The sequence below is a fragment of the Polaromonas sp. Polasp52 genome, from assembly GCF_059491565.1.
In genome coordinates this window covers 1,177,098-1,200,358 of sequence record NZ_CP168513.1, presented here as the reverse complement: position 1 = coordinate 1,200,358, position 23,261 = coordinate 1,177,098, and the positions used below count along the sequence as shown (strand labels likewise).

The 23,261-nt window shown below is 65.9% G+C and carries 17 protein-coding genes; 12 read left to right on the top strand and 5 right to left on the bottom strand.

Going from position 1 to position 23,261, the window contains the following annotated elements:
• Positions 1-49 precede the first annotated feature (49 nt).
• The 3 genes from ACEN9P_RS05605 to ACEN9P_RS05595 all read right to left on the bottom strand — a co-directional run bounded on the left by ACEN9P_RS05605 (position 50) and on the right by ACEN9P_RS05595 (position 3,181).
• The gene (locus ACEN9P_RS05605; RefSeq protein ID WP_495621355.1) at positions 50-1,714 is read right to left on the bottom strand and encodes a ShlB/FhaC/HecB family hemolysin secretion/activation protein; all 1,665 of its coding nucleotides are present in this window, start codon (positions 1,712-1,714) and stop codon (positions 50-52) included.
• Between the two features lie 319 nt (positions 1,715-2,033).
• A complete protein-coding gene (locus tag ACEN9P_RS05600; protein ID WP_007867820.1) occupies positions 2,034-2,912 on the bottom strand; it encodes a segregation and condensation protein A in 879 nt (292 codons plus the stop codon).
• Between the two features lie 41 nt (positions 2,913-2,953).
• A complete protein-coding gene (locus ACEN9P_RS05595; RefSeq protein ID WP_007867807.1) occupies positions 2,954-3,181 on the bottom strand; it encodes a DUF3460 family protein in 228 nt (75 codons plus the stop codon).
• Positions 3,182-3,293: 112 nt separating this feature from the next.
• On the opposite strand from ACEN9P_RS05595, the gene bamE reads away from it, so the two are divergent.
• Complete coding sequence (bamE, locus tag ACEN9P_RS05590) at positions 3,294-3,815, top strand: outer membrane protein assembly factor BamE domain-containing protein (protein ID WP_495621354.1); 522 nt, start codon at positions 3,294-3,296, stop codon at positions 3,813-3,815.
• Between the two features lie 7 nt (positions 3,816-3,822).
• Here bamE and ACEN9P_RS05585 read toward each other — a convergent pair whose 3' ends face one another.
• Complete coding sequence (locus tag ACEN9P_RS05585) at positions 3,823-5,496, bottom strand: SulP family inorganic anion transporter (RefSeq protein WP_495621353.1); 1,674 nt, start codon at positions 5,494-5,496, stop codon at positions 3,823-3,825.
• Between the two features lie 298 nt (positions 5,497-5,794).
• Here ACEN9P_RS05585 and ACEN9P_RS05580 point away from each other — a divergent pair, with 298 nt between their 5' ends.
• The gene (locus tag ACEN9P_RS05580; protein WP_495621352.1) at positions 5,795-7,504 is read left to right on the top strand and encodes a sensor domain-containing diguanylate cyclase; all 1,710 of its coding nucleotides are present in this window, start codon (positions 5,795-5,797) and stop codon (positions 7,502-7,504) included.
• 15 nt (positions 7,505-7,519) lie between these two features.
• Here ACEN9P_RS05580 and metG read toward each other — a convergent pair whose 3' ends face one another.
• Positions 7,520-9,598, bottom strand: coding sequence for a methionine--tRNA ligase (gene metG / locus ACEN9P_RS05575; RefSeq protein ID WP_495621351.1), 2,079 nt, complete (start codon positions 9,596-9,598; stop codon positions 7,520-7,522).
• A 443-nt stretch (positions 9,599-10,041) separates the two neighbouring features.
• On the opposite strand from metG, the gene apbC reads away from it, so the two are divergent.
• From apbC to ACEN9P_RS05525, 10 genes are all read left to right on the top strand, one after another.
• On the top strand, positions 10,042-11,133 hold the full coding sequence (apbC, locus tag ACEN9P_RS05570) for an iron-sulfur cluster carrier protein ApbC (protein ID WP_074578002.1): 1,092 nt from the start codon (positions 10,042-10,044) through the stop codon (positions 11,131-11,133).
• Between the two features lie 22 nt (positions 11,134-11,155).
• Positions 11,156-12,097, top strand: coding sequence for a LysR family transcriptional regulator (locus ACEN9P_RS05565; RefSeq protein ID WP_495621350.1), 942 nt, complete (start codon positions 11,156-11,158; stop codon positions 12,095-12,097).
• Between the two features lie 284 nt (positions 12,098-12,381).
• Entirely contained in the window at positions 12,382-14,016 is a 1,635-nt protein-coding gene (locus tag ACEN9P_RS05560) for an OFA family MFS transporter (protein WP_495621349.1), read from the top strand.
• An 88-nt stretch (positions 14,017-14,104) separates the two neighbouring features.
• Positions 14,105-15,919, top strand: a complete 1,815-nt coding sequence (locus ACEN9P_RS05555) for an NADH-ubiquinone oxidoreductase-F iron-sulfur binding region domain-containing protein (RefSeq protein WP_495621348.1) — start codon at positions 14,105-14,107, stop codon at positions 15,917-15,919.
• Positions 15,916-18,789 (top strand): formate dehydrogenase subunit alpha, encoded by a 2,874-nt coding sequence (gene fdhF, locus ACEN9P_RS05550; RefSeq protein ID WP_495621347.1) that lies wholly within the window; start codon positions 15,916-15,918, stop codon positions 18,787-18,789. The genes ACEN9P_RS05555 and fdhF overlap by 4 nt, the downstream gene beginning before the upstream one ends.
• A gap of 42 nt (positions 18,790-18,831) precedes the next feature.
• Entirely contained in the window at positions 18,832-19,422 is a 591-nt protein-coding gene (locus ACEN9P_RS05545) for a DUF3305 domain-containing protein (protein ID WP_495621346.1), read from the top strand.
• A complete protein-coding gene (locus tag ACEN9P_RS05540) occupies positions 19,412-20,116 on the top strand; it encodes a DUF3306 domain-containing protein (RefSeq protein ID WP_477661156.1) in 705 nt (234 codons plus the stop codon). The genes ACEN9P_RS05545 and ACEN9P_RS05540 overlap by 11 nt, the downstream gene beginning before the upstream one ends.
• Positions 20,043-22,184: a 4Fe-4S binding protein gene (locus ACEN9P_RS05535; protein ID WP_495621345.1), complete on the top strand. Its 2,142-nt coding sequence runs from the start codon at positions 20,043-20,045 to the stop codon at positions 22,182-22,184. Before ACEN9P_RS05540 ends, ACEN9P_RS05535 begins: the two co-directional genes overlap by 74 nt.
• 22 nt (positions 22,185-22,206) lie before the next feature.
• A complete protein-coding gene (locus ACEN9P_RS05530) occupies positions 22,207-22,824 on the top strand; it encodes a TorD/DmsD family molecular chaperone (RefSeq protein WP_477661158.1) in 618 nt (205 codons plus the stop codon).
• A gap of 191 nt (positions 22,825-23,015) precedes the next feature.
• On the top strand, positions 23,016-23,222 hold the full coding sequence (locus ACEN9P_RS05525) for a formate dehydrogenase (protein WP_074578009.1): 207 nt from the start codon (positions 23,016-23,018) through the stop codon (positions 23,220-23,222).
• Positions 23,223-23,261: the final 39 nt, after the last annotated feature.

Sequence of the window (23,261 nt, the reverse complement as noted above, 5' to 3'; positions counted from 1 at the left end):
TCCTTGTGGGTTGCAATACCTGTTCGGCCTGTGTTTGCCGTTCGCCGCGTCAGAAATATTTCACCGCCTGTATCCAGAACCGGCCTGATTTGTCCGGGGCGGAGGTGGCTGTTTCGCTTCCGATCTTGCGGGCGTAGTAAGCCCGCACCATGAAGTTGCCGGTTTCGCTCCAGGTCAGGCCCACGCCGGCGGCGCTCAGGCTTCTGTGGTTTTGTCCGGCCGCCCAGGGGTTTTTGTTGATGGTGACGCTGCCGTGGTCGACAAAGCCGATCAGGTGCACCTGTCCCGGCAGGTTCTCGGGAAATTTGGGCAGCAGCAGCCGTGCTTCCAGCGTCATCAGGTAACCCTGGTCGGCGGGCGCTTCGCCTTGGGGGTAGGCGCGCACGCCGTTCATGCCGCCCAGCTCCATCTTTTCCGAGGAATCGAGATTTTTAGAGGCAAGCTGGCCGCTGACCGCCCCATAGAGCGACACCGTGTCGGTGACGCGCTGCAGCCGCATCAGGTTGAAGCCGAGCTTGCCGTAGCTGCCGTTGCTGCGCGCGCTGGCCGCGTCTGCGGCGAGCGCCGCGGGTGTCTGTATGTCCAGATTGCCCGCCGAGAAGGACAGCGCATAGGCGCTGACGCCCCCGCCGCCCAGGTTGTCGCGGTGGTTGCCATAGAGGCTGGTGGTCAGGACGCCGGCCTTTTTGTCCGTCACGGAAGGAATGGCGTCCACCCTGTCCTGGAAGGTTTTGGCGTCGTAGCCCAGGCGGATGTAGAGATTGTTGTCGCGCGAACGGATCAGCGGGTAGCTGCCGAAGATGCTGGCCACCTCCGCCGTGCCGTTGGCGCGCAGGCTGGCAAATTCCTCGCCCAGGACGTAGTGGAGCTTGCTGTAGGAGACGCCGGCGCGTCCCTTGCCGACCTGCAACTGGTAGGACGCGATCACGTAGTTCAGGCCCGAGCCGGAAGTCACCGCGCGCAGGCTGGCGACGTCGCCCAGGCCCAGGGGGTTGTTGAGGTTCACCGTGGCGCCCAGACGGTATTCACCGGTGTAATGGTTGCCGGCGTTGTCGGCGTCGACGCTGCCGCTGACGCGCGGAGCCGGCGTGATGTCCACCAGCAGGTCCGAACTGCCCGCCGCGGCGCCTGGAACCAGCGTCGAATGGACCTTGACGCCGGGGACGTCCGACAGCAGCAGCAGCCGGCTTTCCAGCGGCGCGGCGGTGATGGCGTTGCCGCTGTTGAGCCCGGACAGGAGGCTGTCGGCGATGCCGCCGGAGAGATTGGTCTGGTTGCGCACAACGATCTGGCCGTATTCGCCCTCGCGCACGGCGATGGTGACGGTCTTGTCGGCGATCTCCTGCGCGGGCAGGTAGGCCTGGGCCACGAAGTAGCCGTTTTTCGCGTAGTGCGCCGTGATCCTCGCCGCCATGGCGCGCAGTTCGGCCAGCGTCAATTCCTTGCCCGGCGTGAAGCCGGCCACGGCCAGCAACTGGGCTTCCGTGTATGCCCGGGCGCCGGTGATACGCAGGCTGTCGACGGGGATCTTCGCTTCCTCGGTCACGCGGACCGGCACCGGCTTGCCCGGCTCGACGCGAATTTCAGGCGGTGCGGGTTGCGGCGCCGGGACCGAGGGGAGCTGCTGCAACTGGCTGCCCGCGCCGGGCAGGGTCTGGGCCTGCAGATGGGGGCCCACGGCCAGCAGTGCCAGCGGGAGTAGTTTGAGGTTCACGGAAGCCCTTTCGGCATGAATGACATTGCTTCCGGCCGCATGGATGCGGTTGCGGGCAGCGGGGTGCAGGAGACCCCTTCATGCGCGCGGGCCTCGAAATCACAGGGGGGAAATCGGGTGCGTGCACGCTTTCATGTCCGATAGGCCTTGAGTCCTGCCCTGAGCATGGGTGTAAAAACGGTAAAGAGGTGTAGGACGTCGCGCTGATGCAGGCGTACCGTAGTCGCGCGCGGGCGCAGGCCGGGGAGGCGCCGCGCCAGGGCGCTTGCAAGGCGAAGGTCCGTGGTGCGGCGCTTGCCGCCCGGGCGCCGCGGCGCGCTCAGGCCGGCGTGTAAGCCAGGCGCACGTAAATAGGCGCGAAGGCCTCGGCCTGCGTGACTTCCAGCAGGCCTTCCTTGGAGAGCTCCAGCAGCGCGATAAAGGTCACGACCAGCACCGGCATGCCGCGCGCGGCGTCGAACAGCTCCTCAAACTCCAGGAACTTGCGGCCCTGCAGCTTGCGCAGCACGATGCTCATGTGCTCGCGCACCGAGAGCTCTTCGCGGCTGATGACGTGGTGCTGCACCAGGCGGGCGCGCTTGACGATGTCGCGCCAGGCTTCCTGCAGGTCGACCACGTTGACGTCCGGGAAACGCGGCTGCAGCGACTGCTCGACATAGACCTGGGCGCGCAGGAAGTCGCGGCCGAACTGCGGCACCTCGTTGAGCTTGTGGGCGGCCAGCTTGATCTGCTCGTACTCGAGCAGGCGTCGCACCAGTTCGGCGCGCGGGTCTTCGGGCTCCTGGCCCTCGGCCACCTTCTTGGGCGGCAGCAGCATGCGCGACTTGATCTCGATCAGCATGGCCGCCATCAGCAGGTATTCGGCCGCCAGTTCCAGGTTGGTGGCGCGGATCTCGTCGACGTAAGTCAGGTACTGGCGCGTGACCGCCGCCATCGGGATGTCGAGGATGTTGAAGTTCTGCTTGCGGATCAGGTAGAGCAGCAAGTCCAGCGGGCCTTCAAAGGCCTCGAGGAAGACCTGCAGCGCATCGGGCGGGATGTACAGGTCGTGCGGCATCGCAAACAGCGGCTCGCCGTACAGGCGCGCCAGCGCGACCTGGTCTATCACTTCGGGCATGTCCGTGCCCACCACGGGCTGCGCCTGGCCGGCGGCCGGCGGCAGTTCCTGGGGTTCGGGCGGGAAATGGGGCTGGGACATGAAAAAGCAGCGGCTGCGGGCGTCGCGAAGGGCTGTGGCCCTTATTTGCCGTTGGGGTGGCTGCTGGTGCCGTAGACGTAGGGCTGCTGGGGCACGCGGGCTTCGCTGTACTCGGCCTGCTCGCTGCGGTTCAGGTTTTTGTCCCACAACAGGGCGCGCCCGGCGCGCTGCTCCGCTTCCAGCGTGGGCTTTTTGGCCTTGAGCTGGTCTATGAACTGCGTCGTGTCGGAGGTGTAGTCGGAGCGGCGGAAGATGTTGAGGAGGGCCATGGGGTCTAAACTGCCTGAAACGTATAGTGGGCTGATTTTACCGGGGTCTGCCATGCCTTCCTTGTTTTCGCCCTTTTCGGCCGCTTTTCCCTCTAGAAGGATGTTTGCCTGTATGGGTCTGCTCTCATTTGTCCTGGGCCTGGTGGGCTGCGACCCGCAGCGCATCGCCGAACTCGAGGAGGGCGTGGCCACCGAAGCCGATGTGCGCGCCCGCTTCGGCGAGCCCGAAAAAATCTGGGATGCCACCGACATGGCCGACACGCCCCTGCCCGGCGCGGCCGCGGCGCCCGGCGCCCGCACCTTTGAATACAACCGCCAGCCGCAGGGCCAGGCCAACTACATGATCACCCTAGGCGCGGACGGCAAGATGAGCGCGCTCAGGCAGGTGCTCACGCCGCAGAACTTCGAAAAAGTGCTGCCCGGCATGCGCATGGAGCAGGTGCGCAAGATGCTAGGCAAGCCCATGAAGGTCACGCCCTATGCGCTCAAACAGGAAACCCATTACGACTGGCGCTACCTGAGCCCGCCCAGTACGGCGCGCATTTTTACGGTGGTGTTTGACGCCGACCTCAAGGTCAAAGGCACGGCATCGGTGGATGAAGAGAACATGAATCCCAGCGGCGGCACACGCTAAGGGCCGGCTAGGCCGTCTCGATCTTTGCCAGAAAGCCCGAGCGCTCCATCACGGCCAGCGGCTGGGCATTGAGCCCTGCGACCACCAGCCGGCCGCCGCGCAGCACGATGGCCTTGTGCAGTTGCTCCAGCACGTCCAGCCCCGAGGTGTCCAGCGACTGCAGCGACTGAACATCAAGCCGCACCACCAGGCCCTTGGGCGCGTTTTCCACCACGCTCAGTATCGGGTCCAGCTTGGCCACCGCGCCGAAGAACAGCGAGCCGTAAAGCTGGAAGCTCGCCGAGTCCGCGTCGCGCGAGACCTCGACCACCTGGAACAGGCTGCTCATGCGCCGCACGAAGAGCACGCAGGCCAGGATCAGCCCGACCTGCAGCGCCACCGTGAGGTCGAACACCACCGTCAGGAAAAACGTGCCCAGCATGATGAGGCGGTAGTGGCTGCTGGCCTGGGGCAGGCGGGCGAACTCGCGCCATTCGCCCATGTTCCAGGCCACGTAAAGCAATATGCCCGAGAGCACGGCCAGCGGCACGTGCACCGCCAGCGGCGCGGCCGCCAGCACGATGAGGACCAGCGTGAGCGCATGCACCAGGCCTGAGACCGGCGAGCTGGCGCCGGAGCGCACATTGGTCACGGTACGGGCGATGGTGCCGGTGGCCGGCATGCCGCCGAAAAAGGGCACGACGAAGTTGGCCACGCCCTGGGCCATCAGTTCCTGGTTGGGGTCGTGGCGCGGCAGGCCCGAGACCTGGTCGGCCACGCGCGCGCACAGCAGCGATTCCACCGCGCCCAGCATCGCGATGGTGATGGTGGGCGCCACCAGCAGGCGCACCGTCTCCCATGAAAAGTCGGGCAGGGCAAACGCGGGCAGGGCGCGCGGAATACCGTGAAAGCGCGTGCCTATGGTTTCCACCGGCAGGGCCAGGAAATAGGCAAAGGCCGTCAGCGTGACCAGCGCCACGATGGGGCCGGGCATGCGCGAGGCCATGCGCGTGGCGCGCTTGAGCTGCACGCCCTCGACCGCCTGCATGAGCCGGATCAGGCGCATGGTGAAAAAACCGCCCGCAACGCGCGCTTGCGTGCCGAACAGCCGGGGCCAGACGAACAGGCCCAGCAGGCAGATCAGGCCCAAGCCCAGTGCATAGGGGTTGAAGCTGTCCAGGTGGCTGCCCAGGACCTTGATCTGCGAAAAAAAATCGGCCGGCATCTTGGGCACGACCAGGCCCAGCAAATCCTTGGCCTGCGACAGCGCGATCAGCACCGCGATGCCGTTGGTAAAGCCCACCACGATGCTGACCGGCACATAACGCACCAGCGTGCCCAGCTTGAACAGGCCCAGCAGGAACAGCAGCACGCCCGCGCAGGCGGTGGCGATCAGCAGGTTGGCCAGGCCGTAGCGCTCCAGGATGCCGTAGACAATCACGATGAAGGCGCCGGCGGGGCCGCCTATCTGCACCGCCGAGCCGCCCAGCGCCGAGATCAGCGCGCCGGCGATGATGGCGGTCCAGATGCCGGCCTCGGGTTTCAGGCCGGAGGCGATGGCAAAGGCCATGGCCAGCGGCAAGGCCACGATGCCGACGGTGACGCCTGCTCCGGCGTCTTTCAAGAACCGTTCACGCGTGTAGCCGGCGAGTGCTGAAAACAGGCGGGGGCGAAACGGCGCAAGGTAAGCGGGCAGGTGCATGGGCTTTGATTGTGGTGCCAGGCATGTGCCGGCGAGAAGTCCTGGACGTGACATTTTTCCATTGCCGGCCATGGAGAGGCTGGTTAAAGTGAATAGATCTATTAGGTCAAAATACTTACTTTTACAGCCTTTCGCGGACTGGATAAGCTTTGGGGCTTCACGGCGCCTGGTTCCGGACTGTCCCAGCGTGCTTTTCCTGGAGAAGTGATTGCCCGGTTTTTTCGGTTTTTCGTGGATGCCCGGATGGCGCCTGCCGCGGCGGGCGGCCGCTTTGGCGGCGCTGTTGCTGGCACACGCCATGGCTGTGGCGCAAGAACTCCCTGCTTCCCCGGCGGGGGAGCTTTCCCCCGTCGAGAATTTCGCCGCAAGCCCTGCGGCCGTGGTGCCAGCCCCCTTCAAGGCCGGGCGCGGCGTGCTGGGCGAGGGCCAGGTGCTGGTCGACAGCGCGGGCACCCTCACTTTCGAGCTGGTACGCAGCAAGTTTGATGCCGGCGAAGGGCGTGCCGTCCAGCCCAGCGAGATCATGCCCACCGGGGGCGGGGCGGCACTGTGGTACCGCCTGGCCCTGCCGGCGGTCGCCGCGCCCACGCCGCTGATGCTCACCATTCCCCATCCCAATATGGACAGCGTGGACCTGTACCGCCCGGCGCCCGGCGGCCTGTGGCAAATGGAGCGCTCCGGCGACGCGGTACCTGTCGCGCAGTGGCCGGTACGCCACCTGACCCCGGCCTTCGAGCTCCTGCTGCAGCCCGGCGAAAGGCCCAGCTACCTGCGGGTGGCGCACAACTATCCCATCAGCGTGCCCTGGGAACTGTCCGATCCGGCCAGCTTTCATGAGCAGTCCAAGGAGTCGCATTTGCTGCTGGGCGTGTACATCGGGCTGGTCCTGCTGATCGCGCTGATGAGCACGCTGCACGCCGCGTCCTGGCGCGACAGCATCCATCTTTTTTTCGCCGGCTACGTGCTGGTGGTGGCCGCGGGCCAGCTGTCGCTGACCGGGCTGGCCGGTGAGTTTCTCTGGCCGGGCAACGCCTGGTGGAATGATTGCGCGCCGGTGGCCCTGACGCTGGCCACCGCCGCGCTGCTGCACCTGTTTTTGCGCCAGATGGTGGTCGACCGCGACGCGCCCTGGCTGTCGCGCGGCCTGCTGCTGATGACCGTGCTGGGCGCGGGCATCCTGACGGCTTTCCTGGTGATGGGCAACAAGTCTTCCTTCAACCTGGCCACCCCTTATTACCTGGGCAGCATGGCCGTCTACCTCAGTGTGGCCGGCTGGTATGTCTGGCGCCGGCCCATGGTCGGCCTGTGGGTGCTGGCCGCCATGGTCTGCCTGACGGTGGGTTCGATTTTCCCCATCCTGCGCACCCAGGCCATGCTGCCGCTGGGCACCGCCACGCAGTACGGCGCACAGATAGGCGCGGCCTTCGAGATCCTGCTGCTGCTGCTGGCCCTGTACCTGCGCAGCCGCGAAAAGCGCGACAACCAGGCTCGCGTCGGTGCCCTCACGCGCGTCGACCCCTTGACCGGGCTGGGCAACCACCGCGTGCTGCTGCAGCGGCTGGACGCCCTGCTGGTGCGCCAGCGGCGCGACCCCGGCGCGGGCGCGGTGATGCGGGTGCGGCTGGGCAATGCCATCGACATCCGCCAGGACTACGGCATGGAAGCGGCGCAAAGCGCGGTGGTGCAGGCCGGGGCTTGCGTGGCCGGCGTGGCGAGTGACGGCGACACCGTCGCGCGCCACCGCGACGGCGATTTTTTGCTGATCCTGCAGGGCCACCTCACGCGCGACGAGCTCACGCAGATCGCGCAACGCCTGATCGCCCGGGGCCTGGCCGACAGCCCCAGCCTGCCGCCCGGCACCATGATGCAGTTCAGGATCGCCGTGGCCGAGGCGCCCTTCAACGCGCCCGATGCCGAGCAGCTGCTGCACGCCATGGGCCATGTGCTCAGGGAGCTGTCGGGCCGCTCCGGCACCGGCCTGCGTTTTATCAACGCGGCGGCCGGCTGAGGCCGGCCGTATGGCTTAGTGGATGCGCATGCCCGGCGTGGCGCCCGGCAGGGGTTCCAGCACATAAATGCCGGGCTGGGCTTTTTCATCGGCATGGCTGGCGGCCAGCACCATGCCCTCGCTGATGCCGAACTTCATTTTTCGCGGTGCCAGGTTGGCCACCAGCACCGTCAGCTTGCCGACCAGGTCCTCGGGTTTGTAGGCCGAGGCGATGCCGCTGAACACATTGCGCATGCGGCCCTCGCCGGCATCCAGCGTCAGGCGCAGCAGCTTGGTCGAGCCCTCCACCGCTTCGCAGCTGACGATCTTGGCAATGCGCAGATCGACCTTGGCGAAGTCGTCGATCGTGATGGCGGGGGCGATCGCCTCGCCGCCCGGCAGGTCCGCGGGCGCGGCCGGCGCGGTTTCGGCCTGGGGCGGCGGCTCGAACAGCGCCTCGAGCTGCTTGACGTCGACGCGCTGCATCAGGTGTTTGTAGTCGCCTATCACATGGCCCTTGCCCAGCATGGCGCCGGCGTGCGAAAGGTTCAGCGGCTGCACTTTCAGGAAGTCCTCAACCTGCGCGGCCAGGGCGGGCAGCACGGGCTTCAAATAAATCGTCAGCAGGCGGAAAGCTTCAATGCACACCGTGCACACGTCCTGCAGGCGCGCGTCCATGCCGGCCTGCTTGGCGAGCTCCCAGGGCTTGTTCTGGTCCACATAGGCGTTGACGCGGTCCGTCAGCAGCATGGTTTCGCGCAAGGCCTTGGCGAATTCGCGGCTTTCATACAGGGGCGCGATCACGTCCCTGGCCGCGCGCAACGCCTCCAGCAGCGCCGCGCCGTCGGCCGACACCTCGCCGAGCTGGCCGGCAAAGCGCTTGCTGATAAAGCCCGCGGCGCGGCTGGCGATGTTGATGTACTTGCCCACCAGGTCGCTGTTGACGCGCGCCATGAAGTCGTCGGCGTTGAAGTCGATGTCCTCGTTGCGCGCATTGAGCTTGGCGGCCAGGTAGTAGCGCAGCCATTCGGGGTTCATGCCCAGGCTCAGGTACTTGAGCGGGTCCAGGCCGGTGCCGCGGCTCTTGCTCATCTTCTCGCCGTTGTTCACCGTCAGGAAGCCGTGCACAAACACATTGTCGGGCGTCTTGCGGCCGCTGAAGTGCAACATGGCCGGCCAGAACAGGGTGTGGAAGGTGACGATGTCCTTGCCGATGAAGTGGTACTGCTCCAGCCCGGGCGTGGCCATGTAGGCGTCGTAGCTTTCGCCGCGCTTTTCAAGCAGGTTTTTCAGCGAAGCCAGGTAACCGACCGGCGCGTCCAGCCAGACATAAAAATACTTGCCCGGCGCATCGGGGATTTCAATGCCGAAGTAGGGCGCGTCTCTGGAGATGTCCCAGTCGCCCAGGCCTTCGCTCTTGGTGCCGTCGGCGTTCTCGCGCACCGAGAACCATTCCTTGACCTTGTTGGCCACCTCGGGCTGCAGCTTGCCGTCCTGTGTCCATTTTTCGAGGAACTCCACGCAGCGCGGGTCGGACAGCGTGAAGAAAAAATGCTCGGAGCTTTTGAGCACCGGCTTGGCGCCCGACAGGGCCGAGTAGGGATTGATCAGGTCGGTGGGCGCATACACCGCGCCGCAGACCTCGCAGTTGTCGCCGTACTGGTCTTTCGAGTGGCAATTCGGGCATTCGCCCTTGATGAAGCGGTCTGGCAGGAACATGCTCTTCTCGGCGTCGAAGAACTGCTCAATCGTCTTGGTCGCGATCAGCCCGGCCTTTTTGAGGTCCAGGTAGATCTGCTGCGCGAGCTGGTGGTTTTCCGGGCCGTCGGTCGAATGCCAGTTGTCAAAGCTGATGTGAAAGCCGTCCAGGTAGGGCTTGCGGCCCGCGGCGATGTCGGCCACGAACTGCTGCGGTGTCTTGCCGGCCTTTTCGGCGGCGATCATGATGGGCGCGCCGTGGGCGTCGTCGGCGCCCACAAAATTCACCGCATGGCCCTGCATGCGCTGGAAACGCACCCAGATGTCGGCCTGGATGTATTCCATGATGTGGCCGATATGGAAATTGCCGTTGGCATAGGGCAGGGCGGTGGTTACAAACAGGCGGCGCTGGGACATAGGGATCTTTTTTGGCTTAATGAGGGCTAACCCGCGATTTTAAGTCGCCCGGGCTCTAAGAACCTGTTCACGGTCTAAACGGGGCCGCGCAAGCACTTTCTCGGGATGGGATGCAAGGCGCGGTGCGACGCCCATAGCACGGCTATGGGCTAGCGCCGCAACGCCGCAGACCGCCCGAGAAGGTGCTTGCCCTCCGGGTTGGGATGAAATCGGGCGATTGAGCCACCCGGTCACTTGCATGGGCATCAGCCCATGCGGCGTGCCCGGTCGGCCCACTCATCCCGATTGCATCCCAACGCGACCCCGTTTAGACCGTGAACAGGTTCTAGCCCCGCCAAGTCCCCATGACCCCAGTGGGCGCCGCCACAGCGTTAGACTTCAGCCCAACCCCCGCCGCCGCCAGAGCGCCGCCCCATTTGACAGATTCAACGGAGTATTCCCCCATGTCCCTGGACCAACAGGCCGTCCTGAACGCCGTGCAAGCCGTGCTGGATCCCAATACCGGCAAAGACTTTGTCAGCACCAAGGCCCTGAAAAACCTGCAGATCAGCGGCAGCGACGTGTCTTTCGACATTGAGCTCGGCTACCCGGCCAAAAGCCAGGTTGCCGGCCTGCGCAAAAGCCTGATCGCCGCCGTCAAGGCCGTGCCCGGCGCCGGCAATGTCTCGGTCAATGTCGCGGTCAAGATCGCCAGCCATGCCGTGCAGCGCGGCGTGCAGCTGCTGCCCAACGTCAAGAACATCATCGCGGTCGCTTCGGGCAAGGGCGGCGTCGGCAAAAGCACCACGGCCGTCAACCTGGCCCTGGCCCTGGCGGCCGAGGGCGCCAGCGTGGGCCTGCTCGACGCCGACATCTACGGCCCCAGCCAGCCCATGATGATGGGCATAGAGGGCCGCCCCGAGAGCGTGGACGGCAAGAACATGGAGCCCATGGAGAACTACGGCATCCAGGTGATGTCCATAGGCTTCCTGGTGGCCCAGGACGAAGCCATGATCTGGCGCGGCCCCATGGCCACCCAGGCGCTGGAGCAGCTGCTGCGCCAGACCAACTGGAAAGACCTGGACTACCTGATCGTCGACATGCCGCCCGGTACCGGCGACATCCAGCTCACGCTGTCCCAGCGCGTGCCCATGACGGGCGCCGTCATCGTCACCACGCCGCAGGACATCGCGCTGCTGGACGCCAAAAAGGGCATCAAGATGTTCGAGAAGGTCGGCGTGCCCATCCTGGGCATTGTCGAAAACATGGCGGTGCACATCTGCAGCAACTGCGGCCATGCCGAGCACATCTTCGGCGAGGGCGGCGGCAAAAAAATGGCGGCCGACTACAAGATGGACTACCTGGGCGCGCTGCCGCTGGACATGCAGATACGCCTGCAGGCCGACAACGGCCGGCCCACCGTGGTGGCCGACCCGGACGGCGAGGTCGCAGGCATCTACAAGGCCGTGGCGCGCAAGATGGCCGTCACCGTGGCGGCCAAGTCCAAGGACTTCTCCGCCAAGTTCCCGACCATCACCATCAGCAAGAACACCTGAAACAGCCCAGGCGCGGCGCTCCATGAACCTGCTGGCATCCCTGCGTTACCTGGCCGCGCTCGACGAGCACAAACATTTCGGCCGCGCGGCCCAGGCCTGCCACATCACGCAGCCGGCCCTGTCCAACGCGCTGCGCGCACTGGAGCGGGAGTTCGGCACCGTCATCGTGCGGCGCGGACGCAACTTTGAAGGCTTCACGCCCGAAGGCGAGCGCGTGCTGCTCAGCGCCCAGCGCATGCTGCATGAGCGCGAGCTGCTGCAGCAGGAGCTCGACAGCGGCATAGGCAAGCCGCAGGGCAGCCTCGCCATAGGGGCCGTGCCCACCGCCATGCCGGTGGCCGCGCGCTTTTGCGCCCTGCTGCAGGCGCGCTACCCGGGCATCTCGCCGACGGTGCGCTCCATGAGCTCCAACGAACTGGAGGCCGGCCTGGAAAGCCTGGCACTGGACATGGGCCTGGGCTACACCGACCGGCTGCGCGCCAACGGGCCCAGCCTGCGCCAGATCAAGCAGTACACCGAGCACTATTTTTTCGTGCGCCGCGCTGCCAAGGCCAGCCAGGACGTCATGCAAATCGGCCCCAAGATCACCTGGGCCGAGGCCGCGAAACACCCGATGTGCCTGCTCACGCGCGACATGCACAACCGCACCATTGTCGACAAGGCCTTCCAGGAAGCCGGCGAGGCCTGCGAGCCCGTCATCCAGACCAACTCCATCCTCACGCTGGCGCTCTCGGTGGCCGAGGGCAATGTCTGCACCGTCATGCCAGGCGCGCTGGTCGGCGCGGTGCGCGGTTACCGCGAACTCGAAGCCCTGCCCCTGGTCAGCCCCGAGGTGCGCACCACCATAGGCTTTATGGCCCAGGGCGGCGACCCCTCGCGCACCCTCGAGGCCGCCCTGGCCCTGGCCCAGGACGCTGGCTGGCTGCGCCACGCAGCAGCCCACAGCGGCTTGCTGAGCGTCTAGCGCTCAGCGCGCTATTTATTCCACTCCCGAACTCCAGCAAAGGGCGCCCCAACCAAGCAGGGGCCGCGGAACCGGCTTTGCCGGGCCGCAGGCGCAGCGCCCCCTCGGGGGGCAGCGCATTACACGCAGCCGAAGGCGAAGTGAAAAGCGTGGGGGCTCTATTTAGTTTTTGAATGGGGGCATGTCTCGATTCAATTTGACCGTGTTGCCGTGCGGCCGCGACACTTCGCGCACTCGTTCAGGGTGGGAAATACCAATAAGCCATAACACGGAGATAAAAAGACATGTCTGGATTCCTCGATAAAGAGCGCATCATTGCCGGCCCCGGCTTCAACCGCTGGCTGGTGCCTCCCGCCGCCCTGGCGATCCACCTGTGCATAGGCATGGCCTATGGTTTTTCGGTGTTCTGGCTGCCGCTGTCCAAGGCGCTGGGCATCAAGGAATCCATCAAGTGCGGCCCTGAGGTCGGCTTTATCGCCGAGCTGTTCACCACCAGTTGCGACTGGAAAATTTCCACCCTGGGCTGGATGTACACCCTGTTCTTTGTGCTGCTGGGCATTTCCGCGGCCACCTGGGGCGGCTGGCTGGAGCGCGCCGGCCCGCGCAAGGCCGGCGTGGTGTCGGCCGTCTGCTGGTGCGGCGGCATGCTGATCTCGGCGCTGGGCATTTATTTGCACCAGTTCTGGCTGATGATCCTGGGCTCGGGCGTGATTGGTGGCATAGGCCTGGGGCTGGGTTATATCTCGCCGGTCTCCACGCTGATCAAATGGTTCCCCGACCGCCGCGGCATGGCCACCGGCATGGCCATCATGGGCTTTGGCGGCGGCGCGATGATAGGTTCGCCGCTCGCGGCCGACCTCATGAAGTATTTCGCCACGCCCACCAGCGTGGGCGTGATGCAGACCTTTGTGGTCATGGCCGTCGTGTACTTCGTCTTCATGATGGCCGGCGCCTTCGGCTACCGCGTGCCTGAAACCGGCTGGAAGCCCGAGGGCTGGACGCCGCCGCCCGCCGCCACCAACACCATGATCACGCAGCGCCACGTGCACGTGAAAAAAGTCTGGGGCATTCCCCAGTTCTGGCTGATCTGGATGGTGCTGTGCATGAACGTCAGCGCCGGCATCGGCGTGATCGGCATGGCCTCGCCCATGCTGCAGGAAGTCTTTGGCGGCCACCTGATCGGCCTGAACCAGAAATTCGGCGAGCTCGACAAGGCCCAGCTGGCGGCCATCGCCACCGTTGCCGCGGGCTTTACCGCGCTGCTGAGCCTGTTCAACATCGGCGGCCGCTTCTTTTGGGCCAGCCTTTCCGACAAGCTGGGCCGCAAGCTGACCTATGTGGTCTTCTTCGTGCTGGGCGGCATTCTGTACGCCAGCATTCCGGGCAGCGCAGCGGCCGGCAGCATCGTGCTGTTTGTGGGGGCCGTCTGCGTCATCCTGAGCATGTACGGCGGCGGCTTTGCCACCGTGCCGGCCTACCTGGCCGACATCTTCGGCACCCAGATGGTGGGCGCCATCCACGGCCGCCTGCTGACGGCCTGGGCCACGGCGGGCATCCTGGGTCCGGTGGTGGTGAACTACATGCGCGAATACCAGCTCGGCCTTGGCATCCCCCGTGAACAGGTCTATAACCAGACCATGTACATCCTGGTGGGCATGCTGGTGGTGGGCCTCATCTGCAACCTGCTGGTGCGCCCGCTGAACCCCAAGTGGTTCATGACCGACAGCGAGCTCGCGGAAGAAAAACGCCTGGCCCATGAAAAAGCCGTGGCCTCCGAACTGCACCGCGCCAATGGCGGCAACGGCAACGTCGGCACGGTGAGTCCCGCGCTGGTGGTGCTGGCCTGGCTCGCGGTGGGCATTCCGCTGGCCTGGGGCATTTACCGCACCTTGCAAAGCGTGGCCAAGTTTTTTGCCTGATCGTCCCTTGTTTGATTGATTCACAGACCTTTCCGTTTCAAGCCAAGCCGTTCCCGCGCCGCGCGCGGGGACGCCGGCCCAGCCAACCATGAACCATCCTGGTCGCAGTCCCGAAGTCAAGGCCGTTGCCGTCGCAACGGTTGATGAAATGCGCGAGCGCATACGCCGCAAGAGCAAACTCAAGGGGCGCCAGGCGGACGATGCATCGCTGGACGAGGTGCGCGCGCTGATAGGCGCGCGGCCCGAGGCGGGCCACAGGCGCGACCTGCTGATCGAGCACCTGCACACGCTCAATGACGCCTACCGCTGCCTGCACGACAGGCATCTGGTGGCGCTGGCCAAGGAGATGAACATCCCCATGGCCGAGGTTTATGAGGTCGCGACTTTTTATCATCACTTTGAAGTGATTCGCGGTGACGGCAAGGTCCCCGGCCTCACGGTGCGGGTTTGCGACGGCCTGGCCTGCGAGCTGGCCGGCGCGCAGGATTTGCTGGCGCGCCTGCCGGCGTTGCTTGGAAACCAGGACGTGCGTGTGGTCGCCGCGCCCTGCATAGGCCGCTGCGAGCAGGCGCCGGCCATCGCGGTGCACCAGCAGGCCGTACCTTTTGCGACGCCGCAGGCCGTGGTCGCGGCAGTCGGCCAGGCGCAAAGCGCCGCCGCCGTGGCCCAAGCTGCCGTGCCTTTTAACGCGGCCGATTTTGCCGAACAAAGCGTGACCGGCATCGATACAGCCGCCATGCCGGCGTACACCGGCTATGCGCTGTACCGCGAACACGGCGGCTATGCGCTGGCCGCCGCGGTGGTCAACGGCGAGGAAGACGCCGAACGCATCGTCAAGGCCATGGAAGATTCCGGCCTGCGCGGCCTGGGCGGCGCGGGTTTCCCGGCCGGCCGCAAATGGCGCATCGTGCGCGAGCAGCCGGCGCCGCGCCTGATGGCCGTCAACATCGACGAGGGCGAGCCCGGCACCTTCAAGGACCGTACTTATCTTGAGCGCGACCCGCACCGCTTCCTCGAGGGCCTGCTGGTCGCGGCCCAGGTGGTGGGCGTGGAGGCCTGTTATATCTATTTGCGCGACGAATACCATGACTGCCGCGCCATCCTGCAGGCCGAACTGGCCAAGCTGCGCGCCGACCCGCCCTGCGAGCTGCCGCTGATCGAGCTGCGGCGCGGCGCGGGCGCCTACATCTGCGGCGAAGAGTCCGCCATGATCGAAAGCATAGAAGGCAAACGCGGCGAGCCGCGCATGCGCCCGCCCTACATCGCGCAGGTGGGCCTCTTCGGCCGGCCCACGCTGGAGCACAACTTCGAGACCCTGTACTGGGTGCGCGACATCGTCGAAAAAGGCCCGCAATGGTTCAGCGGCTTCGGCCGTAACGGCCGCAAGGGCCTGCGCAGCTTCAGCGTGAGCGGGCGCGTCAAGAACCCCGGCGTCAAGCTGGCGCCGGCCGGCATCACGGTGCGTGAGCTGATAGACGAATACTGCGGCGGCATGGCCGAGGGCCACGACTTTTACGCCTACCTGCCCGGCGGCGCCTCGGGCGGCATCCTGCCGGCGTCCCTGGGCGACATCCCGCTGGACTTCGACACCCTGCAGCCTTATGGTTGTTTCATAGGCTCGGCCGCCGTCATGGTGCTGGGCCACCAGGATCGCGCGCGCGACGCCGCCCTCAACATGATGAAGTTCTTTGAACACGAAAGCTGCGGCCAGTGCACGCCCTGCCGTGTCGGCACGGCCAAGGCCGCGCAGCTGATGCAGGCCGAGCACTGGGACGGCGACACGCTGGAAGACCTCAATATCGTCATGACCGACGCTTCCATCTGCGGCTTGGGCCAGGCTGCGCCCAACCCGGTGCGCAGCATCCAGAAATATTTCCCGCATGAGATCGGAGCCACGGCATGAACGCCCCCGCCAAACTCGCTGAAGTCATGCCGCAAACCGTCGAGTTCAAGCTCGACGGCAAGACCGTCCACGCCTATGAAGGCGAAACCATCTTCAAGGCCGCTGCGCGCCACGGTGTGGACATTCCCCACCTTTGCTACAAGGACGGGCTGCGGCCCGACGGCAACTGCCGCGCCTGCGTGGTCGAAGTCAAGGGCGAGCGCACACTGGCCCCCAGCTGCTGCCGCAGCGCCACGGCCGGCATGGAGGTGCAGGCCCAAAGCGAACGCGCGCTCAAGAGCCAGAAGATGGTGCTGGAGATGCTGCTGTCGGACATGCCTGACACCGGCTACAAATGGAATGAAAAAGACGAGTCGCTGCAGCACGGCGAACTCAGCGAATGGGCGGGCCGCATGGCGGTGCAGGTGCGCCCGGCACTCAAGGCCCTGCGCCGCGAGCAGCCCGCGGCCGACGTCTCGCACCCCGCCATGGCGGTCAACCTCGATGCCTGCATCCAGTGCAACCGCTGCGTGCGCGCCTGCCGCGAGGAGCAGGTCAACGACGTGATCGGTTACGCCATGCGCGGCTCGCACAGCGAGATCGTGTTCGACCTCCATGACCCCATGGGCGACAGCACCTGCGTGGCCTGCGGCGAATGTGTGCAGGCCTGCCCGACGGGCGCGCTCATGCCCAAATCGCAAATCGGCTCGCAGGTGGTCGACAAGAAGGTCGACTCGGTCTGCCCCTTCTGCGGCGTCGGCTGCCTGCTGACCTACAACGTCAAGGACAACAAGATCGTCAGCGTGGACGGGCGCGACGGCCCGGCCAACCACTCGCGGCTGTGCGTCAAGGGCCGTTTCGGTTTTGACTATGCCCACAGCCCGCAGCGCCTGACGGTGCCGCTGATCCGCAAGGCCGGCGTGGGCAAGGATCCCGAGGCGCTGCAAAACCTCAACCGCGACAGCGCCGACTGGTCCGAGGTGTTCCGCGAGGCGAGCTGGGAAGAGGCGCTGGCGCTTTCGGCCGGCAGCCTCAAGGGCCTGCGCGACACGCACGGCAAAAAAGCCCTGGCCGGTTTCGGCTCGGCCAAGGGCAGCAATGAAGAGGCCTATCTGTTCCAGAAACTGGTGCGCACCGGCTTTGGCTCCAACAATGTGGACCACTGCACGCGGCTGTGCCATGCCTCCAGCGTCGCGGCCCTGCTCGAAGGCGTGGGCTCGGGCGCGGTCAGCAACCAGGTCAACGACGTGGAGCATTCGGACCTGATCTTTGTGATCGGCTCCAATCCCACGGCCAACCATCCGGTGGCCGCCACCTGGATGAAAAATGCGGCCAAGAACGGCGCAAAAATCGTGCTGGCCGACCCGCGTGTCACCGACATCGGCAAACACGCCTGGCGCACGCTGCAGTTCAAGGCCGACACCGATGTGGCCATGCTCAACGCGCTGATCCACACCGTGATCGACGAAGGCCTGGCCGACCAGGACTTCATCAGCAAGCGCGCCAGCAACTACGAGGCGCTGAAAGAAAACGTCAAGGGCTACAGTCCCGAAGCCATGGAGCCCATCTGCGGCATCCCGGCGAAAACCCTGCGCGAGGTGGCGCGCGAATTCGCCAAGGCCAAGGGCGCGATGATTCTCTGGGGCATGGGCATCAGCCAGCACGTGCATGGCACCGACAATGCGCGCTGCCTGATCGCGCTGGTCACGGTGACCGGCCAGATCGGCAAGCCCGGCTCAGGCCTGCACCCGCTGCGCGGCCAGAACAATGTGCAGGGCGCCAGCGACGCGGGCCTGATCCCCATGATGTTCCCCAACTACCAGCGCGTGGACAACGCCGGCGCGCACGCCTGGTTCGAGAAATTCTGGGACACCCCGCTGGACGAAAAGCCCGGCTACACCGTGGTCGAGATCATGCACAAGGCGCTCGCGCCCGACAGCGATCCGCACAAGATACGCGGCATGTACATCATGGGCGAGAACCCGGCCATGAGCGACCCCGACCTCAACCACGCACGCCATGCGCTGGCCAGCCTGGAGCACCTGGTGGTGCAGGACATCTTCATGACCGAAACCGCCTGGCTGGCCGACGTGGTGCTGCCGGCCACCGCCTGGCCCGAAAAAACCGGCACGGTCAGCAACACCGACCGCATGGTGCAGCTGGGCAAGCAGGCCATCACACCGCCCGGCGAGGCCAAACCCGACCTCTGGATCATCCAGCAGATCGCGCAGCGCATGGGCCTTAACTGGAACTATGCCGGCGAGCACTCGGGCGTGGCGGCCGTTTATGAGGAAATGCGCCAGGCCATGCACGCGGCGATCTCGGGCATCAGCTGGGAGCGCCTGCAGCGCGAGTCCAGCGTGACCTATCCCTGCCTCACCGAAGACGATCCCGGCGCGCCCACCGTCTTCATAGACCGCTTCGCCACCAATGACGGGCGCGTGCACCTGGTGCCCGCCGACATCATCCCGGCCAATGAACGGCCCGACGCGGACTTCCCCTTTGTGCTGATCACCGGGCGGCAGCTCGAGCATTGGCACACCGGCAGCATGACGCGGCGCGCCACGGTGCTCGATGCGATCGAACCCATGGCCACGGCCTCGCTGTGCGGCGACGACCTCGCGGAACTCGGGCTGCAGGCCGGCGACGTGATCACCGTGCAGTCGCGGCGCGGCCAGGTCGCCATCCATGTGCGGCGCGACGACGGCACGCCGCACGGCGCGGTTTTCATCCCCTTTGCCTATTACGAGGCTGCCGCCAACCTGATGACCAATGCCGCGCTGGACCCCTTCGGCAAGATCCCGGAGTTCAAGTACTGCGCCGTCGCGATACGCCGCGGCGGCCAGGTGTCGGCCACCCAGGGCTATGGCGAGGGGGCAGGCGCGCGCTAGGGTCTTTCCTCCTCCGGCGGAAGCCCGCCGTACACTGCGGGCATGCCCGACTTCCAGCTGCGTTCCCCCGAAACAGACGCCGGCGTGCAGCGGCCCTGCACGGCGGTGGCCGTTGTCATGCGCCGCGAACACATCAACAACCGCTGGCAGCCCTGGCGCTGGGTGCTGGCCGACGTGGTGCCCCATGAGGACGGCTTTGGCGCCGCGCCGCGGCTGCTGCTCAAAGACGAGCGCGAGGAGCGCTGGCTGCACCCGGGCTTTGCGGTCGAGCTGTTCACCGACGACGCCGAAGGTTATTACCTCAACGCCAGCACCGCCCAGCCCTGCTTCTGGGTGCTGTGGCGCATGGAGGAAGAGGCCTTGCTGGCCGACGAGCCGGTTGCCGTGCCCCAGACCGTGACCCTGAGCTACCATGATGCCGGCCGCTGGCTGGACGCGCAGGAAACCGTGGAGCAGGTGCCCGCGCCGCCCGAGGTCGTGGCCTGGCTGCGCGAGTTCGTCGACAAACACCATGTGGCTGAGCCCAAGCGGCGGCAGCGCCCGCAAAGCTTCAAGTCCCTGACCGACCGCTTCGGCAACCCCGCCAGCGTGAGCACGGGCAAAAAAACCGGTGGGGGCGGCGATGGCGGATGAACCCACGGGCTTCCTGGGCCGCTGGGCGCGCCGCAAGGAAGAGGCGCGCCAGGGCAAGGTTCTGGACGAGCCGGCGGCGGCTCCTGTCCCCGGCTCGGCCGCACCCCTTGCGCCAGTGGCACCCACACAGGCGGAGCCGGTAGCGCAAGCGCCTTTGCCTGATGCCGCGCCGCCCAAAGCGCTGACACTGGACGACGCCAGGCTGCTGACCCGCGATTCCGACTTCAAGCCTTTTATGGCCGGCAATGTGAGCCCCGAGGTGCGCAACGCGGCCATGAAAAAACTCTTTGCCGACCCGCACTTCAATGTGATGGATGGGCTGGACACGTACATCGACGATTATTCGAAGTTCGAGCCGATTCCCGAGTCCATGCTGCGGCAGATGGCCAGCGCGAAGTTCCTCAAGCTGTTTGACGAAGAGGAAGAAAAGGAAAAGAACGAAGACAAGAAGGGCGCCGCGCAGGACGCCGCGGCCCCGCCACGGGAAAGCGCGAATAACCCCACGGATGAAACCGTGGCACAGTCCTCCTATGAAAACCCGGACATAGCTCCTCCCGAGCCGGCCGGGCCCGCACAGACCAGCCAAGCCGAGCCCCCCGCGGCCGGTAGCCAACCAGACCATGCCCACACTGATTTGCGACTGCAACCAGACCATGCCGCTCCAGCCCCAGGCGCTGGGCGAGGCCCTCAATGAGAGCCTGACGCTGCATTCGGCGCTGTGCCGGCGCGAAGCCGGGGCTTTCCAGAAGGCCGTGCAATCGGGCGACGACGTGGTGGTGGCCTGCACCCAGGAAAAACGCCTGTTCGCCGAGGTCGGCGCGCAAACCCAGGGCGCGACATCGGTCGTCAAGTTCGTCAATATCCGCGAGACCGGCGGCTGGAGCAAGGACGCTTCCAGCGCCGGCCCCAAGATCGCGGCGCTGCTGGCCGCGGCCCAGCTGCCCGATGCCGAACCCGTGGCCACCGTGACATACAAGAGCGCCGGCCGACTGCTGATCGTCGGCTCGGTGGACCATGCCGAGCAGGTGGCCGCATTGCTGGCCGACACGCTGGAAGTCACGATTTTCGCGCAGGGTGTTTCCGCTGGCGCGCAGGCCGGCCTTCCTGGCAGTCTTCCCGCGCAGGAGCGCCAATACCCGGTGATCAGCGGCGAGCGGCTCGCGCTCAAGGGCTGGCTGGGCGCGTTTGAAGCGAGCTGGGATAAAACCAATCCCATAGACCTGGACCTGTGCACACGCTGCAATGCCTGTGTGGCCGTGTGCCCCGAAGGCGCCATAGACCTGAGCTACCAGGTCGACAGCGCCAAATGCACATCGCACCGCGACTGCACGGCCGTTTGCAAGGTGGCCGGCGCGATCGACTTCAACCGCGCGCCGCAAAGCCTGACCGAAGCCTTTGACCTGGTGCTGGACCTGGGCACCAAACCGCTGTTCACGTTGCATGCACCGCCGCAAGGCTATTTCGCGCAGGACGCCTCCGCCGGCCTGGCCTCGCCCGGCCTGCCGGCCACCGTGCTCAAGCTGCGCGACATGGTGGGTGAATTTGAAAAGCCCAAGTTTTTTGCCTACAAACAAAAACTCTGCGCCCACAGCCGCAATGACACCGTGGGCTGCAATGCCTGCGTGGACATCTGTTCGGCCGGCGCCGTCAGCAGCGAGAAAAAGCGCCAGCAGATCGTCGTCAATCCCAACCTCTGCGTCGGCTGCGGCGCCTGCACCACGGTGTGCCCGACGGGGGCGCTCACTTACGCTTATCCGCGCGCGAGCGAGCAGGGTGTGCGCTTCAAGACCTTGCTGTCGGCCTATGCAAAAGCCGGTGGTACGCAGCCGGTCTTGCTGTTCCACAGCCAGGGCAGCGGCCAGCAGGCCGTCGAGGCCCTGGGCCGCGCCGCACGCCTGCAAAAAAACGTGCGCGGCGTGCCGGCCAATGTCATCCCGCAGGCGCTGTGGCACACGGCCAGCCTGGGCCTGGACCTCTGGCTCAGTGCCGTCGCCTTTGGCGCCTCGCAGGTCGCGGTGCTGGTGACAGATGAAGAAGCGCCGGCTTATCTCGAAGGACTCACGCAGCAGAAGCGCGTGGCACAAGCGCTTTTAAATGGCCTGGGCTATGCGGGTGTTCACTTCCATTTGCTGCGCGCGCAAGCCGGCGACGTCGCCGGCCTGGACAACGGCCTGCAGGCCCTGGCCCGCAACCGGCCCGCCGTGCCCGCCGCCCCGGCGCGCTTTGCCGTCGCCCAGGAAAAGCGCAGCACGCTGGACATGGCGCTGGACCACCTGATCCAGCAGGCGCCCGCTGTGCCGCCCGAGGCGATTGCGCTGCCCGCCCAGGGCTCGCCCTTTGGCAGCCTGGTGGTCAATGCCGACAGCTGCACCCTGTGCCTGAGCTGCGTGAGCGCCTGCCCGGCCAGCGCGCTGCAGGACAACCCGGATCGCCCGCAGCTCAAGTTCATCGAGAAAAACTGCGTGCAGTGCGGCCTGTGCGCCACCACCTGCCCCGAGGACGCGATCACGCTGCAGCCGCGATTGCTGCTGGGCCCGCAGCGCAAGGAGGCCAGGGTGCTCAACGAAAGCCCGCCCTACCACTGCATACGCTGCGCCAAGCCCTTCGGCACGCTCAAGGCCATAGAGTCCATGCTGGGCAAGCTGGCCGGCCATGCGATGTTCCAGGGCGCCGCGGCCGACCGCCTCAAGATGTGCGGCGACTGCCGCGTGATCGACCTGTATTCCGCCGAGAACGAAGTCAAGATCACCGACATCCGCTAGAACAAGACATAAGACGCCACGCATGACGCCAGCCTCCCTCACCGCCACCACCTTGGACGAAGAAACCGCGCGCGCCGAGGTCTACGGCCTGCTGGCCGCGCTGTACTACGCCGCGCCCTCGGCCGAGCTTTATGACAACCTGCGCGTCGCCGTGACGGCCGCGCCCGCCGAAGGCGCGCTGCTCGAAAGTTCCTGGGGTGAACTGGTGGCCGCGGCGCGTGCGCAAAGCCGGGAGGCCACCGCCCAGGAGCACGACGCGCTGTTCGGCGGCGTGGGCAAGCCCGAGCTGTACCTCTTTGGTTCTCATTACCTCAGCGGTTTCCTCAATGAAAAACCGCTGGCCGCCCTGCGCACCGAACTCGCGGCGCTGGGCCTGGCGCGCGACGAGGCCATGCCCGAGACCGAAGACCATGTGGCCTACCTCTGCGAAGTCATGCGCTACCTGATCGCCGGCGACGACGTGGCCGTGGCCAACCTCACGCGGCAGCGTGAGTTTTTCGCGCGCCACCTGCAGCCCTGGCTGCCGCTGATGTGCGAGGCCATCACGCAACACCCCAAGGCGCGCTTTTACGCGGCGCTGGCGGCCTTCACGCAGGTTTTCATGAGCGTCGAGGCACAAGGCTTCGACATGCTGGCCTGAGGGTGTACCGCTCGCAGGGGCGAATGTTTTCTCAATATGAGACAGCCCGTGGCGGCGCGATCATAAGATAGCCTATCGTTTTCCCTAGCCCCCCGGATTGAGTCGGACAATCCATTGTGGCGCGGGGCCCTCTGACGTACAGTACTATGCAAACGGTTGCATACCGAGCAAGCCTTCCCCTGGAGAACACCATGCAGGACAGCCAGCCAAAACCCTCGCGACGGGGATTCTTTTTCGGTGCCGCCGCCACGGGCGCGGCCGCAGCGGCCGTCGTGGCCCTGCCCGGCGCGCCAGCCCTTCAAGCCGAACTCCCGGCGCCCAAGCCGGCCCCTGAAAAAGGCGGCGGCTACAGCCTCTCGGAACACGTCCAGCGCTACTACAAGACCACCCGCGTCTAGCCCGTTCGACCGCCCGCACCCGGCCCGGTTTCACTTTCC